A 16,867-nucleotide genomic window follows, 5' to 3' on the forward strand; every position below is an offset into this window, starting at 1 on the left:
AATCGGCGCCGACCCGCTACGCCCATGAAGCGCACGCATGTTTCGCCGGACGTGACGGGCCCTGTGCGAACGAACCCAGAAAGGCCTTCATGCCCGGCTATTCCGACCCCGGCTTCGACACCCTGGCGCTGCATGCCGGCGCCGCGCCCGACCCCGCGACCGGCGCGCGGGCGGTGCCGATCCACCTCAGCACCTCCTTCGTCTTCGAATCGAGCGACCATGCGGCCGCGCTCTTCAACCTGGAGCGCGCGGGCCACGTCTATTCGCGCATCAGCAACCCGACCAACGCCGTGCTCGAGCAGCGCGTCGCGGCACTCGAAGGCGGCATCGGCGCGATCGCCACCGCCAGCGGGCAGGCCGCGCTGCACCTGTCGGTGGCCACGCTCATGGGTGCGGGTTCGCACATCGTGGCGAGCACCGCGCTCTACGGCGGCTCGCAGAACCTGCTGCACTACACGATGCGGCGCTTCGGCATCGAGACCACCTTCGTCAAGCCCGGCGACCTCGACGGCTGGCGCGCCGCGATCCGGCCCGAAACCAAGCTGCTGTTCGGCGAGACCGTGGGCAACCCCGGGCTCGACGTGCTCGACATCCCGGCGGTGAGCGACATCGCCCATGCGGCCGGCGTGCCGCTGCTGGTCGACTCCACGCTCACCTCGCCCTACCTCATCAAGCCCTTCGACTGGGGCGCCGACCTGGTCTACCACTCGGCCACCAAGTTCCTCTCGGGCCACGGCACCGTGATCGGCGGCGTGGTGGTCGACGGCGGCAGCTTCGACTGGGAACGCTCGGGCAAGTTCGCCGAGCTGACGCAGGCCTACGACGGCTTCCACAACATGGTGTTCAGCGAGGAGAGCACGGTCGGCGCCTTCCTGCTGCGCGCGCGACGCGAGGGGCTGCGCGACTTCGGCGCCTCCATGAGCCCGCACACCGCCTGGCTGATCCTGCAGGGCATCGAGACCCTGCCGCTGCGCATGGAACGCCACATCGACAACACGCAGAAGGTGGTGGAGTTCCTCGCGAGCCATCCCTTCGTCTCGCGCGTGGGCCATCCGCTGATCGAATCGCATCCGAGCCATGCGCTCGCGCAGAAGCTGCTGCGCCACGGCGCGCGCGGCGCGGGCGCGGTGTTCAGCTTCGACATCAAGGGCAGCCGGGCGCAGGGCAAGGCCTTCATCGAATCGCTGAAGCTCTTCAGCCACCTGGCCAACGTGGGCGACTGCCGCAGCCTCGTGATCCACCCCGCGAGCACCACGCACTTCCGCATGACGGACGAGGCGCTCGCGGGCGCCGGCATCTCGCAAGGCACGATCCGGCTCTCGATCGGGCTGGAAGACCCGGCGGACCTGATCGACGACCTCAAGCGGGCGCTGAAGGCGGCCGAAAAAGCGGCATGAGCCCCGATGACGCCTGCGCGGCCATCGATGCGCTGCACGAGGAAGATCGCCTCGATGCCGCGCTGACGCTGGCCGACGAACACCTGCTTCGCCACCCCTCCGATGCCGGCCTGCTGCTGCGCCGGGCGCGCCTGCTGGGTGCGCTGGAACGCGGCGACGAGGCGATGGAAGGCTACGAGCGCCAGCGCGCGGCGCTGCTCGCCGCCGAGCCGCGCACGCCGCAGCGCTGGCAGGAAGCGGGCTTTTCGCTGCACGAGCAGGCGCACCTCGCGCGCCGGCTCGGCCGCGGTCCCGAATCGCGCGCACTGATGCTCGAGGCGGTCACGCGCCTGGGCTCGATCGCGCTGCCGCAGGCCTGGTTCGAGGCTGCCGACTGGGCGTTCGAAGACGGCGACCACGACGTCGCCGGCCGGCTTTACCACGACGCGATGTTCAAGACCGGCGGCTGCTCCGAGGGGGAGGTGCAGCGCATCGTCGAGCGTCTGCGTTCGCTGGGCGACGACCATGGCCATCCCTGGGTCTGGACCGCGCTGATGCGCGCTTCGCTCGGCGATGCCGGCGAAGCCTCGGCGCCCGAACGCCTTCGCGCCATCGAGGCGATGCACGAGCGTGCCGGCGGCCTGCCGGCGGCGCTGCGCATCCGGGCCCGCGCGCGCGACAACGCCGGCGACCTCGAAGGCGCGGCGGCCGACCTGGACGCCTACATGGCGCGCGCGGCCGACCCGCGCGTGCCGGTCTGGCGCGCGCTGCTCGACCACCGGATGAACCGGCCCTTCGACCTCGAGGCCATCCAGTGGCCCGAGCACCGCGACCTCGGCGGCGGAGACTATTACAACGCCGGCTGCGAGTTCGCGGAGGTGATCGAACTGCTGCAGGAAGAGGAAGGCCTGTACACGGGCAGCGAGGACCTCTCGCGCGTAAAGGCCGTGGAGGCGCAAGCCTACGAGCTGGGCGCGGCGCGCTTCGAGCACTACTTCGCCACCGGCGAAGGCGGCCCGCTCGACGCCGAACCCCACATCTACGCGATGCTGTGCAACAACCTCGCGATCGCCGGCTGCCACCGGCAGGAGAAGTTCGCGCAGGCGATCCTCTGGCACGACAAGGGCTGGGCGGCGTCGCCGTTCTGGGAACAGTACGTCGGGCGGCTGCGCGGCCAGGCCCGCATCGGGGACTGGGCCGGCGTCGTCGCGTCGTGGAAGGTGCTGCAGCACGCCTTCGGCAGCGACTGGCCGGCGGAGCAGGCTGCCAGCGAGGTGGCCTGGGCGCACGACCGGCTCGGCCAGCCGGCGCAGGTGCTCGAACTGCTCGGCTCGCAGGCCGCGGGCGCGGGCACGCCGCTGTCGGCACTCGCCGCCGACGTCGAGGCCGAGACCCGCCGTGCGATGCTGATCGCGCTGGCCGCCAAGGCGGCCGGACAGCTGGGGCAGCGCGCCCTGCTCGAGCAGCTCACGCAGGAACTGCTGGCCAGCGACCGCCTGAGCGAGGGCCTGTGCCAGCACCTCGCGCAGGCCTGGCGCCTGCTGGGCGACGAGGTCCGGGCCGAGCGCTGCGCGCAGGCGCTCGAAACGCCGGACCCGCAGCAGCGCCCCGCCCTCGCGCAGTCGGCGGCGCCGACGGTCGAGGTCCTGCTCGGCTGGGCCCAGGCGCCGCTCCTGAACGACGGCTACCCGGTGGTGCGCTTCGCAGCCGCGACCGACGACGGCTGGTCCTTCGATCTGCGCAAGGACGGCGAAATGGGCGATGAGACGCTGCCGGTCTACGTGCAGATGTGCCAAGGCGCGGACGGCCAGGACGGCGAGGACGGCGAGGACGCGCCGCCGCGCGCCGTGCCCACCTGGCAGTTCGGCGTGCTCAACCAGGCGCCCGGCCTGCTGGGTCGGCTGCGCGGCAAAGCGCCGACCGCACGGCTGTATCTGGCGCACAGCCCCACGGGCTACGCGCCTCCGGCCGAATGGACCGAGCTGCCGATCGCGCAACTGCCACCCGTGTGGCCCGAATTGCAACGCCGCGTGACCGACGCCGACGCGGCCTGGCAGCGGCTCGGCGCCGCCGCGCCGCTCGAGCGCATCGAGGCCGCCATCGCCAGGCTGCATGCACAAGGCGTGGTCGACGGACGCGACGTCGACATCGGCATATGCCGCATCGGGCCGAACCTTGGTGCATCGGGCGGCGCCTGGATCGGCCTCAGCGTGGACCGCAAGCTCGACACCGACCCCACGCTGCCCGAGCGGGCCTGCGACCCCCGCCACTTCATCTACCAGATCGTGCCGGCCACCGACACCGCGCCCGCGTGGGCGATGTACGGCGTCCAGGACGGTGCCGGCAAAGGCCGCCAGATCGAGCCGGGCAACGCGGCGCTCGCACTGGCGGCCGCCCGGCTGTTCGAGCGCGCGATGCGGCGCCTGGAGCGCAGGGCCGCCGCGCGATGACCGCCGGACCGCACATCACAAAGCAACAAGGCAACCGAGGAACACGCATGAGCACGTTCGACGTCCACCATCACGCCACCTACTGCTACACCGGCGGCAAGCCCTTCGATGCCGCCAAACCCACCGTGGCCTTCATCCACGGCGTGCTCAACGACCACAGCGTGTGGATCCTGCAAAGCCGCTGGTTCGCCAACCACGGCTGGAACGTGCTCGCGCTCGACCTGCCGGGCCATTGCCGCAGTGAAGGCCCGCCGCCCGCGAGCGTGGAGGAAGCGGCGCAGTTCGTGCTGGCGCTGCTCGATGCGGCCGGCGTGGAGAAGGCGGCGCTGGTCGGCCACAGCTTCGGCTCGCTGATCGCGCTGGAAGCCGCCTCGCGCGCGCCGGGGCGCGTGACGCACCTCGCGATGGTCGGCACGGCCTATCCGATGACGGTGTCGCCGGCGCTGCTCGAGAGCGCGCTGAACGACCCGCAGCGCGCGATCGCGATGGTCAACACCTTCTCGCATGCGCTGCTCGCGCCGCCGCCCTCCTCGCTCGGCCCCGGCACCTGGCTCTACGGCAGCTCGCGCGCGCTGATGCGGCGCGTGCTCGCGAGCAATCGCGAGGCCAACGTGTTCCACATCGGATTCAAGGCCTGCAACGACTACGCCAACGGCGAGGCGGCGATCGAGAAGCTGCAGTGCCCCGTGCTGTTCCTGCTTGGCGACGCCGACCAGATGACGCCGCCGCGCGCGACCCAGGCGCTGGTCGGCAAGGCGCGCCAGGCCAAGGTCGTGACCGTGCATGCGGGCCATGCGCTGATGAGCGAGGCGCCCGACGACGTGCTGTTCGCGCTGCGCGACTTTCTCGGCCTGCCGGCCTGAGCGGCCGCCGCGCGGCTACTCCGCCGCAATGCCCGCGCGGTGGGCCAGCGCGCGGTAGCGCGAGATCTCGCCTTCCATCTGGCTGCGGAAGGCCGCCGCGCCGATGACCGCCGGCTCCATGCCCTGCGCGCGCAGCTGCGCCTGCAGCGCCGGGCTGCCCATGGTGGCGCCGACCGCGCGCGCCAGCCTGTCGAGCACCGGCGCCGGCGTGCGTGCCGGCGCGGCAAAGCCGTACCAGGCGTCGAAGGTCGCCTCGGGCAGGCCCTGCTCCGCCAGCGTGCGCACCTCGGGCAGCAGGCTGGAGCGCGCCGCGCCGACGATGCCGAGCGCCCTCAGCTTGCCCGAGCGCACATGCGGCGCGACCGACGCGACCGTGTCGATGCCGACCTCGATCTCGCCGCCGACCAGCGCCAGCGCGGCCTGGCTGCTGCCCTTGTACGGGATGTCCTGCAGTTGCACGCCCGCGGCCAGCGCCAGCAGTTCGCCCGCCAGGTGCGGCCCCGAGCCGGCGCCGAAGGTGGCGTAGCGGATGCCCTTCGGCCGGGCCTTGGCCGCCGCCACGAGTTCGGGCAGCGTGCGCCACGGCGTGCCCGCGCCGACCACCAGCACCAGCGGCGTGCGCGCGACGATGGCGATCGGCGCCAGGTCGCGCACCGGGTCGTAGGGCAGCTTCGCGCGCAGCGCGGGGTTCACGCTGTAGCTCGTCGAGCCCGAAAGCAGCAGCGTGTAGCCGTCGGGCGCCGCCTTGGCGACCGCGTCGGTGCCGATGATCGTCGATGCGCCGGGCTTGTTGTCGATCACCACGGGCTGGCCGAGCCGCTCCGAGAGGCCCTGGCCCATGGCGCGGGCCACGATGTCGGTGCCGCCGCCGGGCGGGAACGGCACCACCAGCTTGACCGGCTTGTGGGGCCATGCGTCCTGCGCAGCCACGGGCGAGGAAAAGGCCAGCAGCGCGCAGGCCGCGGCGAAGAGGCCGCGAAGGCGGAGGGAGAAGAAGTCGTTGTTCATCGGGCGTGGGCCAAGAAAGTTCAGGAGAGGGCGTGCGCCGTGCTGCCGGCGGACCACGGCGCGCTGTCCGGTTCGCCGAGGTCCCAGTAGAGCCCGGCCATGATCTGCAGGCCCTCGCGCGCGAGCGGCGCCAGCAGGTGTTCGTTGGGCGCATGCTGGGCGCAGGCCGGGTACGAATGCGGCACCCAGAGCGTGGGCAGGCCCAGCAGCTCGGCAAAGACGTCGTTCGGCAGCGAGCCCGCGAGGTTGGGCAGCAGGTCGACTTGCCGGCCGCTGCTCTGCGCGATGGAGCGCCGCGCCCAGCCGACCCAGGGGTTCTCCACGTCGAGTCGCGTGGCCGCACCCTCGAGCGTGACCTGCACCGCCACGTCGCCGAAGCCGCGCGCATCGAGGTGCGCGCGCACGATGGCCGCGAGTTCGCGCCACGGCGTGCCGACCACGAAGCGCAGCTGGCAATGCGCGACCGCCTCGGCGGGAATCGCGTTCACCGGCCGCTGCGGCGAGCCCGCGCCGAGGGCGAGCACCTCGATGGTGTTCCACGCCACGAGCCGTTCGGCCGCGCTCAGGCCCGGTTCGCCCCAGCCCGCATCGAGCACGGGATCGTCCGCGCCGCCGCCGATCGCGAGGCCGGCCAGTGCTTCGCGCACGCCCGCCGGCACGGCCGGGGGCCGCAGCGCCTCGACCAGGATGCGGCCCTGCGCATCCACCAGCGAGGCCACCGCGTGGCTCAGCACCGTGGCCGGATTGGCGAGCACGCCGCCCCAGTTGCCCGAGTGGTAGCCGCGGGTCCGCGCGCGCAGCCGCAGGCTGAAATTGACGGCGCCGCGCGAGCCCAGGAACAGCGTGGGCCGCTGCGCGCTCAGCCGCGGGCCGTCGCTTGCGAGGAACAGGGCGGCGCGCAGGCGCTCGCGCTGCTGCTCGCACACCGCATGCAAGCCCGGCGAAGCGGCCTCCTCGCCGGTCTCGATCAGCCAGCTGATGTTGTAGCCCAGCCGCCCGCCGCGCGCCTGCAGCGCGGCAGCCAGCCCGCCGAGCGCGATGCTGTGCTGGCCCTTGTTGTCGGCCGTGCCGCGGCCGTACCAGCGCTCGCCGCGCACCGTGAGCGCCCAGGGCGAGAGGCCCTCGTCCCACTGCGCGTCCTGCCCGCTCACCACGTCGCCGTGGCCGTAGCAGAGCACCGTCGGCAGCGCCGGGTCTTCGATGCGGCGCGCGATCAGGAACGGCCCGCCGCCCGCCACCGGGTTCTTGACGATCTCGCAGTCGAAGCCGAGCGCAGCCAGCGGCGGCGCGAGTTCGTCGCGCAGGTAGGCGCCGAGCGCGGGCGTGGCGGCGCCGGTGTCGCTTTCGGTGCGGAAGGCGACGCGCCGCGCGAGGTCCGAAAAGAAGCCGCCGCCGTCGAAATAGGCGGCCGCGGCGGCGAGGCTCTGGGTACGTGACATGGCAGGAAATCCGTTCATCGGGCGATGCAGCAAGTACAAGGCCTGGCGGGCGATGCTTCCAGCACCGTTTTCGCAAGCTACCATTGCCTTCAAGGCAACGCTTCCGCTCCTCCATGACGCCACAACTCCTCAGCATTCCGATGCGCCATTTCCTCGAGGTGGCGCGCAGTGGCTCGGTCAGCCAGGCGGCGGCGCGGCTCTTCGTGGCCTCGTCGGCCGTGAGCCGCCAGATCGCCCGGCTGGAGGACGGCCTGGGCACCCCGCTGTTCGAGCGCCATGCCCGCGGCATGGCGCTCACGCCCGCGGGCGAGCGGCTCGCCGCTCACCTGCGCAATGCGCAGCTCGACATCGAACAGGTGATCGAACAGGTGCGCGACCTCGGCGGCCAGGGCGCGCACCGCATCCGCATGGCCTGCACCGAGGGCTTCGCGGCGCACTTCATGCCGCAGGTGATGCGCAGCTTCGAGAGCCTGCATGCGGGAACGCAGCTGGAGCTCCACGTGGGATCGCCCGACGGCGTGAGCGCCCTGCTCGCGCGCGGCGAGGCCGACATCGCGCTCAAGTACGTGGTGGCGCCGGAGCCCGGCCTGCGCATCGCGCATTCGTCCGGCGCGCCGGTGTTCGCGGTGCTGCGCCCGGACCATCCGCTCGCGCGCCGGCGCGTGGTGTCGGTGGCCGATGCGGTCCGCTATCCGCTGGCCGTGGGCGACAAGGGCGTGACCGCGCGCCAGCTGTTCGACCAGGCCTGCAGCCTCCAGGGGCTGCAGTACCGGGCCATCTTCATCAGCAATTTCTCGTCGGTGCTGCTGCCGCTGCTGCGGGCGACGGACGTGATGCTGTCGGGCCACCTCACGGTCACGCACCTGATCGACGCCGGCACGGTGGTGGCGCGGCCCTTCGCCGAGGCGCCGCTGCAGCAGCGCCAGCTGCAGGTGCTGGCGCTCGAGGGCCGCACGCTGCCGCCGCTCGCGCAGGCCTTCGTGCAGCACCTGGTCGACGCCATTGCCAGCGCGGGGCGGCGCAAGCGGGGTCGCGCACGGCGCGCGGATTGAGGCGGCGGGCGGCGCGCGCTCAGACCGCGAACTCGGCCGGGCGCTTCTCGAGCACCGCCAGCAGCAGGTCGACGTCGAGGCTCGACGGCTGCGGCGCCTGCAGCGCGCCGAGCATGCGCGCCAGGGTTTCGGCATGCGGCAGCAGCGGCCCGAGGAAGCGGGTGCCGTCGGCGCCGGCGATCAGCAGCGTGGGGAAGGTCTCGACGTCGAAGGCGTCGGCGATGTCGGCATGGTCCTCGATGTCGACCCAGGCGAAGCGCAGCTGCGGATGCGCCCGCGCCACCTGCTCGAACAGCGGCCGGTACTCGCGGCAGGTGCCGCACCATTCGGCGCACAGGCACACCACCCAGGGCGTGGCGGGGGCCTGCGCGGCGGTGCCGGAGTCAGCGGAGTCAGCGGGAAGAGCGCTCAAGGCGGATGTGGCGAAGGGGTGGATCTGAAGCCGGGGTGGTGCGGCCGCGGGGTCGTGGCTATTATGGACAAAGCGCCCTGCGCGCGCAGGGCGACACGACAGGAGACCCGCACGATGAACACCACGACTGCCCCGGAATCTGCCGTCGATCCGCGTCGTTTCAAGCGCTTCGCGGACTTCTATCCCTTCTACCTGAGCGAGCACGCGAACCGCACCTGCCGCCGGCTGCATTTCGCGGGCTCGACCATCTCGCTCCTGTGCCTGGTCGCGCTGGCGCTGACATGGAACCCGCTCTGGCTGCTCGCGGGGCTGGTGGCCGGCTACGGCTTTGCCTGGGTCGGCCATTTCGGCTTCGAGAAGAACCGGCCGGCCTCGTTCAAGCGCCCGCTCTATTCCTTCATGGGCGACTGGGCCATGTACCGCGACATCTGGCTCGGCAGGATCAAGCTCTAGATCAACAGCACGTCGCCCAGGCGCAGCGATTGCAGCGGCCCCTTCTGCCACAGGTCCTCGAGCGGCTCCGCGCGCGGCATCAGCAGTTCGCGCAGGAGCGGTTCGAGCGGCGTGGAGGGATCGGCCAGCAGCACGTAGCGCGGATCCTCGTGCGGGGTTTCCTCGGCCAGCGGCGCGATCCAGTCCAACGCCACCAGCGTTTCGAGCACCGGCACCACCTGCAGCATGTCGACGCGCATCCAGGTGACGAGCTCGCGCGCGCCCAGCCCCTTGGCCGGCGTGGCGCGCGCCCGCGCCAGGTGCTGCAGCACCTCCATCGCGAGCTGCAGCGGCCAGCCGGCGCGGCCGCCGCGCCGCGCCACGCCGGTCAGCAGGCTCGGCAGGTAGGCCGCGATCACCGCGCCCAGCAGCACGATGACCCAGGCCACGTAGATCCACACCAGCAGGATCGGCACCGTGGCAAAGGCGCCGTAGAGCACCGAGTAGGTCGGCACCAGGCTCAGGTAGTAGCCGAGCACGCGCTTCGCGATCTCGATCGCGGCCGCCACGAAGAAGCCGCCGGCCCAGGCATGCGACCAGCGCACGTGCGTGTTGGGCACGTAGTGGTAGAGCGAAGCCATGCCGGCCGCGAGCAGCACGAACTCGAAGGTGTCGAAGATCAGCTTGACGATGCCGCCGCCCACCACGTCGCGCGAGACGGAGAACACGTAGGAGGTGGTGGACAGGCTCACCGCGAGGATCAGCGGGCCGAGCGTGATCGCGGCCCAGTAGATCAGCACCCGCTGCGCGAACGGCCGCGGCGAGCGCACGCGCCAGATGTTGTTGAGCGTCTTGTCGATGGTGAGGATCAGCGCGATCGCGGTGATCAGCAGCACCACCAGGCCCGCGATGCCGAGGCCGCCGGCCTTGCTCGAGAACTGGTTCAGGTAGCCCAGCACCTGGCGCGCGATGTTGTCCGGGATCAGGCTCTCGATCAGCCAGCGCTGCAGCCGCCCCTGCATCTTGGCGAACATGGGGAACACGGTGAAGAGCGCGAGCGCCACCGTGAAGAACGGCACCATCGCGATGGTGGTGGTGAAGGTCAGGCTGCTGGCCGTGAGGCCGAGGCGGTCTTCGCGGAAGCGCTCGCCGAGCACCGCGGCGGTGTTGCGCCACGGAAAGCGCGAAAGATCCCTCCAGAGCTGCCGACGATTCATGGCCGGTATCATAGGAGTGAACCCTTCCCCGCCCTCCCAGCCGGCTCCGCGGTGCCCTCGTCTTCCATGAATTCCATCCCGCCGCAGCATCCCGCCCCCTCCGTCGCCGCCACGCGCTGGCTCGCCGTCGGCAGCCTGGTGGGGCTGATCGTGCTCGGCCTGGCCTGGGAGCTGTGGCTGGCGCCGCTGCGGCCCGGCGGCTCGCTGCTGGCGCTCAAGGTGCTGCCGCTCGTGATCCCGCTCGCGGGGCTGTGGAAGAACCGCATGTACACCTACCGCTGGGTCAGCCTGATGATCTGGCTCTATTTCACCGAAGGCGTGGTGCGCGCATGGAGCGACACCAACGGCGTGGGCCAGGTGCTCGCGCTCGTCGAGGTGCTGCTGTGCCTCGCGCTCTTCACCGCCTGCGCGCTGCACGTGCGCCTGCGCCTCCGGCATGCCAAGGCCGCTGCCGCCGCCCGTCCAATGGAAGCCCCTGCCCCATGACCTCCTCTTCCCCCGCATTGCTCGACCAGCTGCGCGCCATCGTCGGCGCGCCCCACGTACTCACCGAGGGCGACCTCGCCGCCTACGAGCAGGACTGGCGCAAGCGCGCGCGCGGCAGATCGCTCGCCGTCGTGCGGCCGGCCGACGCACGGCAGGTGGCCGAGGTGGTCAAGGCCTGCGCCGCGGCCGGCACCGCCATCGTGCCGCAGGGCGGCAACACCGGCCTCGCGGTCGGCTCCATTCCGGACGACAGCGGCACGCAGGTGGTGCTGAGCCTGCAGCGGCTCAACGCCATCCGCAGCATCGACGCGGCCAACCTCACCATGACGGTGGAGGCCGGCTGCATCCTCCAGACGCTGCAGGAGGCGGCCGAGAAGCAGGGCTACCTGTTCCCGCTGAGCCTCGCGGCCGAGGGCAGCTGCACCATCGGCGGCAACCTCGCGACCAATGCGGGCGGCACGCAGGTGGTGCGCTACGGCAACACACGCGACCTGTGCCTGGGCCTCGAAGTGGTCACGCCGCAGGGCGAGATCTGGGAAGGCACCAGCGGCCTGCGCAAGGACAACACCGGCTACGACCTGCGCGACCTGATGATCGGCAGCGAAGGCACGCTGGGCATCATCACCGCGGCCACGATGAAGCTCTATCCGCTGCCGGCGGCGCAGCTCACGGCCTGGGCCGCGGTGCCGTCGCTCGACCATGCGGTGACGCTGCTGGGCCTCGCGCACAAGCACCTGGGTTCGGGCCTCACGGGCTTCGAGGTGATGGGCCGCTTCGCGCTGAGCCTGGTCGACAAGCACATGCCGCAGCTGCGCGTGCCGTTCATCGGCGACGAAGCCGTGCCGTACTGCGTGCTGCTCGAGAACTCCGACAACGAGTCGGAGGACCATGCGCGCTCGCGCTTCGAGGCGCTGCTCGAAACCGCCTTCGAGGACGGCTGCGTGACCGACGCGGTGGTGGCCGAGAACCTCACGCAGGCGCACCAGCTCTGGCACATCCGCGAGAGCATTCCGCTCGCGCAGGCCGAGGAAGGGCTGAACATCAAGCACGACATCTCGGTCCCGGTGTCGCGCATCCCCGCCTTCGTGGCCGAGACCGATGCGCTGCTCGAACGCGAGATCGCGGGCGTGCGCCTCGTGAACTTCGGGCATCTCGGCGACGGCAACCTGCACTACAACGTGCAGGCGCCCGAGAACATCGACACCAAGGCCTTCCTCAAGAACGAGGAAGAGCGCATCAACACGCTGGTGTACGACGCGGTGCAGAAGTTCGGCGGCTCTTTCTCGGCCGAGCACGGCGTCGGCTCGCTCAAGGTCGACAAGCTCGAGAAGCACAAGTCGCCGGTGGCGCTCGGGATGATGCGCGCGATCAAGCGCGGGCTCGATCCGAAGAACATCCTCAACCCGGGCCGCGTGATCCGGGTCTAGCCGGCCCTCAGCGCGCGAAGTCTCCGTCGCGCAGCTCGATCGGCTGGCCATGCGGCGTGCGGTCGGCCGCATGGTCCCAGGCATCGCGCCAGCGCGCGAGTTCATCGCCCGAGCTCGCGCCCTTCCGCGCCACCAGGCTTTCGAGCGCCGCGAGCCAGTGCCGGTAGTAGGTGTCGCCCGCATCGGGATCGCCCGCGGCCTGCGCGGCCGTGATCTGCGCCGCGAGCGCCTCGGCCCATTCGGGCCAGCTGAACAGGCCCTTTTCGTGCAGCGCCAGCGTCATCGCGAAAGCCTGCGCCTCCCACGGCGCCGCGAAGACGGGCCCGTCGCCATCGCGCGGCAGGCCGGGCACGAGCGCGAGCGGCGGCATCGCCGTGCTCATGCTGCGTGCTCCAGGTAGCTCTCCCACGCGTCGACCGAGACCGCGAGGTTCTGGCGCGGCGCTTCACCGCCCCAGAGCTCGGCTTCGTCGAAGACGACGGTGTAGAGCCATTGCGGCTGCTCGCCGAGGCCGCGTGCATGGGTGTCGGCGAACACGTGCGCGCCGTGCACCCGCTCGACCATGCCGCGCCGGCCGCGTACGTAGCCGGGCAGCCGCGTGTGGTGGTCGACCGCGGCGCCGCGCATGCGCACCGCGTCGCCGACCGCGAAGCGCGCGGGGCCCGGTGCGGGGCGTGCCGCGGGCGAACCCTTGGCGAGCACGGCGGGCACATCGGCGGCGCGCAGCACGCGCGCGACCGGCGCCCCCGGATGGCGCATCGCGCCGGCCTCGATCTCGTCGGGGAAGAGCTGGCCGCGTTCGCGCATCAGTTGCTCGAGCGCGGCGAGCCAGATCGCGTAGTAGCTCATGCGCCGGTAGGCCGGCAGCGTCTCGCGCGCGGCGCGGCTCGCATCGATGTTCCAGGAGCCGGTGGCGCCCATCGCGAGCGTGAGCGCGAGCGCGCGCGGCTCCCAGGCGGCGTGGAACAGCTCGCCCTCGGGCTCGGGCGCGACCGCGCCGAAACCGGGCAGCCCGCCGAGGTCGGCCTGCGTGATGTAGCTCATCGCGGCACCTCCACCACGCGCGTACCGATCATCGAATCGCGCGTGACCAGCGCCGCGAGTTCTTCCTCGCCCATGCCCTCGGTGCCCGCGGGCCGCTGCGGAATCACGAGATAGCGCACCTCGGCGGTCGAATCCCAGACGCGGATGCGCGTCGACGCGGGCAGCACGGTGCCGAAGTCGGCGAGCACGCCGCGCGGATCCTTCACCGCGCGCGAGCGGTAGGGCGCGCTCTTGTACTAGGTGGGCGGCAGCCCGAGCACGGGCCAGGGGTAGCAGCTGCACAGCGTGCAGACCACCATGTGGTGCTCCGCATCGCTGTTGGCCACCGCCACCATGTGCTCCCCCTGCCGGCCGGTGTAGCCCAGCGAGGCGATCGCCGCGGTGGCATCGGCCATGAGCCAGTCGCGGAACGCCGGGTCCACCCAGGCTCTGGCGACCACGCGTGCGCCGTTGCGCGGGCCGATGCGGGTCTGGTAGGTGTCGATCAGCGCGTCAAGCGCAGCTGGATCGAGGTAGCCTTTCTCGGTGAGCACGGATTCGAGGGCCCGCACGCGCAGGTCCATCTCGCCGAGTTCGCTGTGTTCATGGCCGTGCTCGTGGTCGTGTCCATGGCCTTGTCCGGGGTGCTGGGCGCTCATGGGGCCGATGCTACGCCAGACCACTAAAATTCGCGCTCCCCTCCGTCCAGACGCCCGCCGCGCCGAACCGCCATGAATGCCCGCCCGATCCGCTCCCAGTACGAAGATTTCATGCGCCACGTCGACACCCATGGCGTGTACAAGAGCGACCGCACGGGCACCGGCACCAAGAGCGTGTTCGGCCACCAGATGCGCTTCGACCTGAACGAAGGCTTTCCGCTGGTCACCACCAAGAAGGTGCACGTGAAGTCGATCATCCAGGAACTGCTGTGGTTCCTGACCGGTTCGAGCAACAACAACTGGCTCCGGGAGCGCGGCGTCACGATCTGGGACGAGTGGGCGCGCGAGGACGGCGACCTCGGCCCCGTCTACGGCGTGCAATGGCGCAGCTGGCCCACGCCCGACGGCGGCCACATCGACCAGATCGCCGAGGTGGTCAAGACCCTGAAGACCAACCCCGATTCGCGCCGCATCATCGTGAGCGCCTGGAACGTGGCCGAGCTCTCGAAGATGGCGCTCATGCCCTGCCACGCCTTCTTCCAGTTCTACGTGGCCCCGCCGCAGAACGACGGCGAGCGCGGCCGGCTCAGCTGCCAGCTCTACCAGCGCAGCGCCGACATCTTCCTCGGCGTGCCCTTCAACATCGCGAGCTACGCGCTGCTCACCCACATGATGGCGCAGCAGTGCGACCTCGACGTGGGCGACTTCATCTGGACCGGCGGCGACTGCCACATCTACATCAACCATGCCGAGCAGGTGGCGCTGCAGCTCGGCCGCACGCCCTACCCCTATCCCACGCTGCGCATCAAGCGCCGGCCCGATTCGATCTTCGACTACCGGTACGAAGACTTCGAATTCGAGGACTACAAGCACCACGATGCGATCAAGGCGCCGGTGGCGGTCTGACGGAGTGAGCCGCCCATGACCGCCGCGCCGCGCATCAACCTCATCTTCGCCCGCGCCGCCAACGGCGTGATCGGCATCAAGGGCACCATGCCCTGGCACCTGCCCGAGGACATGGTGCACTTCAAGACGCAGACCGCGGGTGCGCCCGTGGTCATGGGCCGCAAGACCTGGGACTCGCTGCCCGAGCGCTTTCGGCCGCTGCCGGGGCGGCGCAACATCGTGATCACGCGGCAGGACGACTGGAAGGCCGACGGCGCGCAGCGCGTGGGCAGCCTCGAGGAAGCGATCGCGCTCTGCGAGGAATCGCAGGTGCCCGAGATGTGGGTGATCGGCGGCGCGCAGATCTATGCACAGGCCGAGCCGCTCGCATCGCGCGTGGTCGCGACCGAACTGGCCCGCGCCTACGACGGCGATGCGCATGCGCCCGAACTCTCGCCCGCGCACTGGCGCGAGACGAAGCGCGAGGCGCACGTCTCGGCGAAGGAAGGGCTGCCCTTCGCCTTCGTCACCTACGAACGCATCGGCCCCGCGAAGGCATGAGCCCCACCCGCCCGCCCGAAGGGGCCCGCACCACAGCCCGCCAGGGCGAAGGCCGTCTCCAGTGAGCAGGACAGCCGCGCTGCCGCCACGGCGCCGCGCGCTGCTGGCCGGTGCCGCCGCACTGCTCGGCGGACTGGCGCCGCTGCGCGGGCCGCAGGCGGCCGAGCGGCTCGAACCCGACGAGGAGGCGCTGTTCCTTCCGGGCACCGCGCGGCCCACGCCCGACGGCCGGCTCGAGATCGACATCCACGCCTGGGTCTACGAGCGCGAGCGGCGCTGGGGGCTCAATGCGGTGTTCGCGCGCTACCTGGGCCTCGACCTCAAGAACCTCTCGCCCGCGGCACGCCTGCGCTTCAACCAGCGCACCGCGCTGTTCCATGCGGAGTCGGAGGAAGGCAAGGTGTTCGAACTCGATTTCGACGGCGCCGCCGGCCGCCTGACCACGCCGCCCTCGGGCGCCGACGGGCGGGTCGACATGCGCGCCGTGATCGACATGCCGCAGGCATCGCCCGCGAGCGAGTGGCAGCGCTTCCATGCGGTGACCGGCCCGGGCGAGCTGCTGCACCGCTTCAGGGGCCAGTCGCTGATCGTTCCGGCGCAGGGGCTCTCGGTGATCTCGGACATCGACGACACCATCAAGCGCACGCAGGTGCGCGACCGGCGCGCGATGCTGCTGAACACCTTCGCGCGCCGCTTCGAGCCCACGCCCGGCATGGCGGCCTTCTACCGCAGCCTGGCCCGGGTGCCCGACACGCGCTTTCACTACTTGTCGGCAAGCCCGATTCAGCTCTACCCCGCGCTCGCCGACTTCGTGCGCGACGCCGACTTTCCGGCCGGCAGCATGCACCTGCGCGAGAGCACGACCTGGCGGACGCTGATTCCGGGCGACCAGGATTCGCGCACGCACAAGCTCCGCGTCATCGAGCGGCTGCTGGCCGACTTTCCGGCGCGCCGCTTCATGCTGGTGGGCGATTCGGGCGAAAGCGATCCGGAGATCTACGCCCAGGTGGCGCGCACCCATCCGTCGCGCATCGCGCACATCGCGATCCGCGACGTCACGGGCGAGGACGCGCGTGCCGAGCGTTACGCGGCCGCGTTCGACGGCATCGACGCAGCGCTGTGGCAGGTGTTCCCGGGCGACCGTGCGCCGTCGCCGGGCGAGCAGTTCGCGCGCTAGCCGCAGCCCGAAACAAATTCAGCACCTTCGTTTCAAGACGGAAGTCGAAAGAACACTTCCGTACACATCGGATAGGCGTGCGTGGCGCAGGGATTAGGCACAAGTGTGAAATTTTGCGCAGAATGATCTCCACGCCCATCTAGACAAGGAGACGGCTCATGTCCATGGAGTTTCTTCGAGTCATTGCCGAACAGAAGCTGCCCTACGTCGTCCACACGCCCGCAGACATCGACCGCCTGCGCGTGCTGCGCGCGGCCGAACTGGTGACGGCCTTCATCCCGCCGTCGAGCCACGGGGCCGACGGCCGTGCGATCCGCCAGCTCGCGCAGGTGGAATCGATCACCGCCAAGGGCATGCTCGCGTTGAACAAGGCGACCTCCGCCTTCATCGAACTCTGAAC

General features: G+C 71.1%; 17 protein-coding genes and 1 pseudogene. 11 read left to right on the forward strand and 7 right to left on the reverse strand.

All coding sequences use genetic code 11. The features are described 5' to 3' along the window. Positions 1-89 precede the first annotated feature (89 nt). The 3 genes from M2165_RS25680 to M2165_RS25690 are packed head-to-tail and all read left to right on the forward strand — an operon-like array spanning position 90 to position 4,689. The gene (locus M2165_RS25680) at positions 90-1,397 is read left to right on the forward strand and encodes an O-acetylhomoserine aminocarboxypropyltransferase (protein WP_280817376.1); all 1,308 of its coding nucleotides are present in this window, start codon (positions 90-92) and stop codon (positions 1,395-1,397) included. Next, positions 1,394-3,826, forward strand: a complete 2,433-nt coding sequence (locus tag M2165_RS25685) for a hypothetical protein (protein WP_280817377.1) — start codon at positions 1,394-1,396, stop codon at positions 3,824-3,826. Before M2165_RS25680 ends, M2165_RS25685 begins: the two co-directional genes overlap by 4 nt. A gap of 47 nt (positions 3,827-3,873) precedes the next feature. Then, on the forward strand, positions 3,874-4,689 hold the full coding sequence (locus M2165_RS25690) for an alpha/beta hydrolase (protein WP_280817378.1): 816 nt from the start codon (positions 3,874-3,876) through the stop codon (positions 4,687-4,689). A gap of 15 nt (positions 4,690-4,704) precedes the next feature. Here the strand turns inward: M2165_RS25690 and M2165_RS25695 are convergent, their stop codons facing one another. Both M2165_RS25695 and M2165_RS25700 read right to left on the reverse strand, forming a co-directional pair. Further along, positions 4,705-5,697: a tripartite tricarboxylate transporter substrate binding protein gene (locus tag M2165_RS25695; protein WP_280817379.1), complete on the reverse strand. Its 993-nt coding sequence runs from the start codon at positions 5,695-5,697 to the stop codon at positions 4,705-4,707. A 20-nt stretch (positions 5,698-5,717) separates the two neighbouring features. Further along, positions 5,718-7,136, reverse strand: a complete 1,419-nt coding sequence (locus M2165_RS25700) for a M20 family metallopeptidase (protein ID WP_280817380.1) — start codon at positions 7,134-7,136, stop codon at positions 5,718-5,720. Positions 7,137-7,249: 113 nt separating this feature from the next. Here M2165_RS25700 and M2165_RS25705 point away from each other — a divergent pair, with 113 nt between their 5' ends. Continuing rightward, complete coding sequence (locus M2165_RS25705) at positions 7,250-8,188, forward strand: LysR family transcriptional regulator (protein WP_280817381.1); 939 nt, start codon at positions 7,250-7,252, stop codon at positions 8,186-8,188. A 19-nt stretch (positions 8,189-8,207) separates the two neighbouring features. Here M2165_RS25705 and M2165_RS25710 read toward each other — a convergent pair whose 3' ends face one another. Beyond that, positions 8,208-8,600, reverse strand: coding sequence for a thioredoxin family protein (locus M2165_RS25710; RefSeq protein ID WP_280817382.1), 393 nt, complete (start codon positions 8,598-8,600; stop codon positions 8,208-8,210). 114 nt (positions 8,601-8,714) lie between these two features. Here M2165_RS25710 and M2165_RS25715 point away from each other — a divergent pair, with 114 nt between their 5' ends. Then, the gene (locus M2165_RS25715) at positions 8,715-9,053 is read left to right on the forward strand and encodes an Mpo1-like protein (protein ID WP_280817383.1); all 339 of its coding nucleotides are present in this window, start codon (positions 8,715-8,717) and stop codon (positions 9,051-9,053) included. Here the strand turns inward: M2165_RS25715 and M2165_RS25720 are convergent. Then, a complete protein-coding gene (locus M2165_RS25720) occupies positions 9,050-10,261 on the reverse strand; it encodes a YihY family inner membrane protein (protein WP_280817384.1) in 1,212 nt (403 codons plus the stop codon). The genes M2165_RS25715 and M2165_RS25720 overlap by 4 nt on opposite strands. 54 nt (positions 10,262-10,315) lie before the next feature. On the opposite strand from M2165_RS25720, the gene M2165_RS25725 reads away from it, so the two are divergent. Both M2165_RS25725 and M2165_RS25730 read left to right on the forward strand, forming a co-directional pair. Then, positions 10,316-10,735 carry a DUF2069 domain-containing protein gene (locus M2165_RS25725; RefSeq protein WP_280817385.1) on the forward strand — a complete coding sequence of 140 codons (420 nt, stop codon included), beginning with the start codon at positions 10,316-10,318 and terminating at the stop codon, positions 10,733-10,735. Next, positions 10,732-12,162: an FAD-binding oxidoreductase gene (locus M2165_RS25730; RefSeq protein WP_280817386.1), complete on the forward strand. Its 1,431-nt coding sequence runs from the start codon at positions 10,732-10,734 to the stop codon at positions 12,160-12,162. The genes M2165_RS25725 and M2165_RS25730 overlap by 4 nt, the downstream gene beginning before the upstream one ends. A 7-nt stretch (positions 12,163-12,169) precedes the next feature. Here the strand turns inward: M2165_RS25730 and M2165_RS25735 are convergent, their stop codons facing one another. The 3 genes and pseudogenes from M2165_RS25735 to nthA form a co-directional block, all read right to left on the reverse strand. Next, positions 12,170-12,544, reverse strand: a complete 375-nt coding sequence (locus M2165_RS25735) for a nitrile hydratase accessory protein (RefSeq protein ID WP_280817387.1) — start codon at positions 12,542-12,544, stop codon at positions 12,170-12,172. Beyond that, positions 12,541-13,206 carry a nitrile hydratase subunit beta gene (nthB, locus tag M2165_RS25740; RefSeq protein ID WP_280817388.1) on the reverse strand — a complete coding sequence of 222 codons (666 nt, stop codon included), beginning with the start codon at positions 13,204-13,206 and terminating at the stop codon, positions 12,541-12,543. The genes M2165_RS25735 and nthB overlap by 4 nt, the downstream gene beginning before the upstream one ends. After that, a pseudogene (gene nthA / locus M2165_RS25745) lies at positions 13,203-13,844 on the reverse strand (nitrile hydratase subunit alpha). Before nthA ends, nthB begins: the two are co-directional and overlap by 4 nt. Positions 13,845-13,916: 72 nt before the next feature. Between nthA and M2165_RS25750 the strand changes: the two are divergent. From M2165_RS25750 to M2165_RS25765, 4 genes are all read left to right on the forward strand, one after another. Beyond that, positions 13,917-14,750, forward strand: a complete 834-nt coding sequence (locus tag M2165_RS25750; RefSeq protein WP_280817389.1) for a thymidylate synthase — start codon at positions 13,917-13,919, stop codon at positions 14,748-14,750. 15 nt (positions 14,751-14,765) lie between these two features. Next, positions 14,766-15,290: a dihydrofolate reductase gene (locus tag M2165_RS25755; protein ID WP_280817390.1), complete on the forward strand. Its 525-nt coding sequence runs from the start codon at positions 14,766-14,768 to the stop codon at positions 15,288-15,290. A gap of 61 nt (positions 15,291-15,351) precedes the next feature. Then, positions 15,352-16,467 carry an App1 family protein gene (locus M2165_RS25760; RefSeq protein WP_280817391.1) on the forward strand — a complete coding sequence of 372 codons (1,116 nt, stop codon included), beginning with the start codon at positions 15,352-15,354 and terminating at the stop codon, positions 16,465-16,467. 158 nt (positions 16,468-16,625) lie between these two features. Beyond that, positions 16,626-16,865 (forward strand): hypothetical protein, encoded by a 240-nt coding sequence (locus M2165_RS25765; RefSeq protein WP_280817392.1) that lies wholly within the window; start codon positions 16,626-16,628, stop codon positions 16,863-16,865. Positions 16,866-16,867 lie beyond the last annotated feature (2 nt).

Source organism: Variovorax sp. TBS-050B (genome assembly GCF_029893635.1).
GTDB lineage: Bacteria > Pseudomonadota > Gammaproteobacteria > Burkholderiales > Burkholderiaceae_C > Variovorax.

Excerpts from the sequence above, each read along its gene's own strand:
- nthB (WP_280817388.1), bottom strand. The coding sequence starts at position 13,206 with ATGAGCTACATCACGCAGGCCGACCTCGGCGGGCTGCCCGGTTTCGGC.
- M2165_RS25680 (WP_280817376.1), top strand. The coding sequence starts at position 90 with ATGCCCGGCTATTCCGACCCCGGCTTCGACACCCTGGCGCTGCATGCC.
- M2165_RS25695 (WP_280817379.1), bottom strand. The coding sequence starts at position 5,697 with ATGAACAACGACTTCTTCTCCCTCCGCCTTCGCGGCCTCTTCGCCGCG.
- M2165_RS25700 (WP_280817380.1), bottom strand. The coding sequence starts at position 7,136 with ATGTCACGTACCCAGAGCCTCGCCGCCGCGGCCGCCTATTTCGACGGC.
- M2165_RS25735 (WP_280817387.1), bottom strand. The coding sequence starts at position 12,544 with ATGAGCACGGCGATGCCGCCGCTCGCGCTCGTGCCCGGCCTGCCGCGC.
- M2165_RS25715 (WP_280817383.1), top strand. The coding sequence starts at position 8,715 with ATGAACACCACGACTGCCCCGGAATCTGCCGTCGATCCGCGTCGTTTC.
- M2165_RS25705 (WP_280817381.1), top strand. The coding sequence starts at position 7,250 with ATGACGCCACAACTCCTCAGCATTCCGATGCGCCATTTCCTCGAGGTG.
- M2165_RS25720 (WP_280817384.1), bottom strand. The coding sequence starts at position 10,261 with ATGATACCGGCCATGAATCGTCGGCAGCTCTGGAGGGATCTTTCGCGC.
- M2165_RS25755 (WP_280817390.1), top strand. The coding sequence starts at position 14,766 with ATGACCGCCGCGCCGCGCATCAACCTCATCTTCGCCCGCGCCGCCAAC.
- M2165_RS25765 (WP_280817392.1), top strand. The coding sequence starts at position 16,626 with ATGTCCATGGAGTTTCTTCGAGTCATTGCCGAACAGAAGCTGCCCTAC.
- M2165_RS25725 (WP_280817385.1), top strand. The coding sequence starts at position 10,316 with ATGAATTCCATCCCGCCGCAGCATCCCGCCCCCTCCGTCGCCGCCACG.
- M2165_RS25750 (WP_280817389.1), top strand. The coding sequence starts at position 13,917 with ATGAATGCCCGCCCGATCCGCTCCCAGTACGAAGATTTCATGCGCCAC.
- M2165_RS25685 (WP_280817377.1), top strand. The coding sequence starts at position 1,394 with ATGAGCCCCGATGACGCCTGCGCGGCCATCGATGCGCTGCACGAGGAA.
- M2165_RS25690 (WP_280817378.1), top strand. The coding sequence starts at position 3,874 with ATGAGCACGTTCGACGTCCACCATCACGCCACCTACTGCTACACCGGC.
- M2165_RS25730 (WP_280817386.1), top strand. The coding sequence starts at position 10,732 with ATGACCTCCTCTTCCCCCGCATTGCTCGACCAGCTGCGCGCCATCGTC.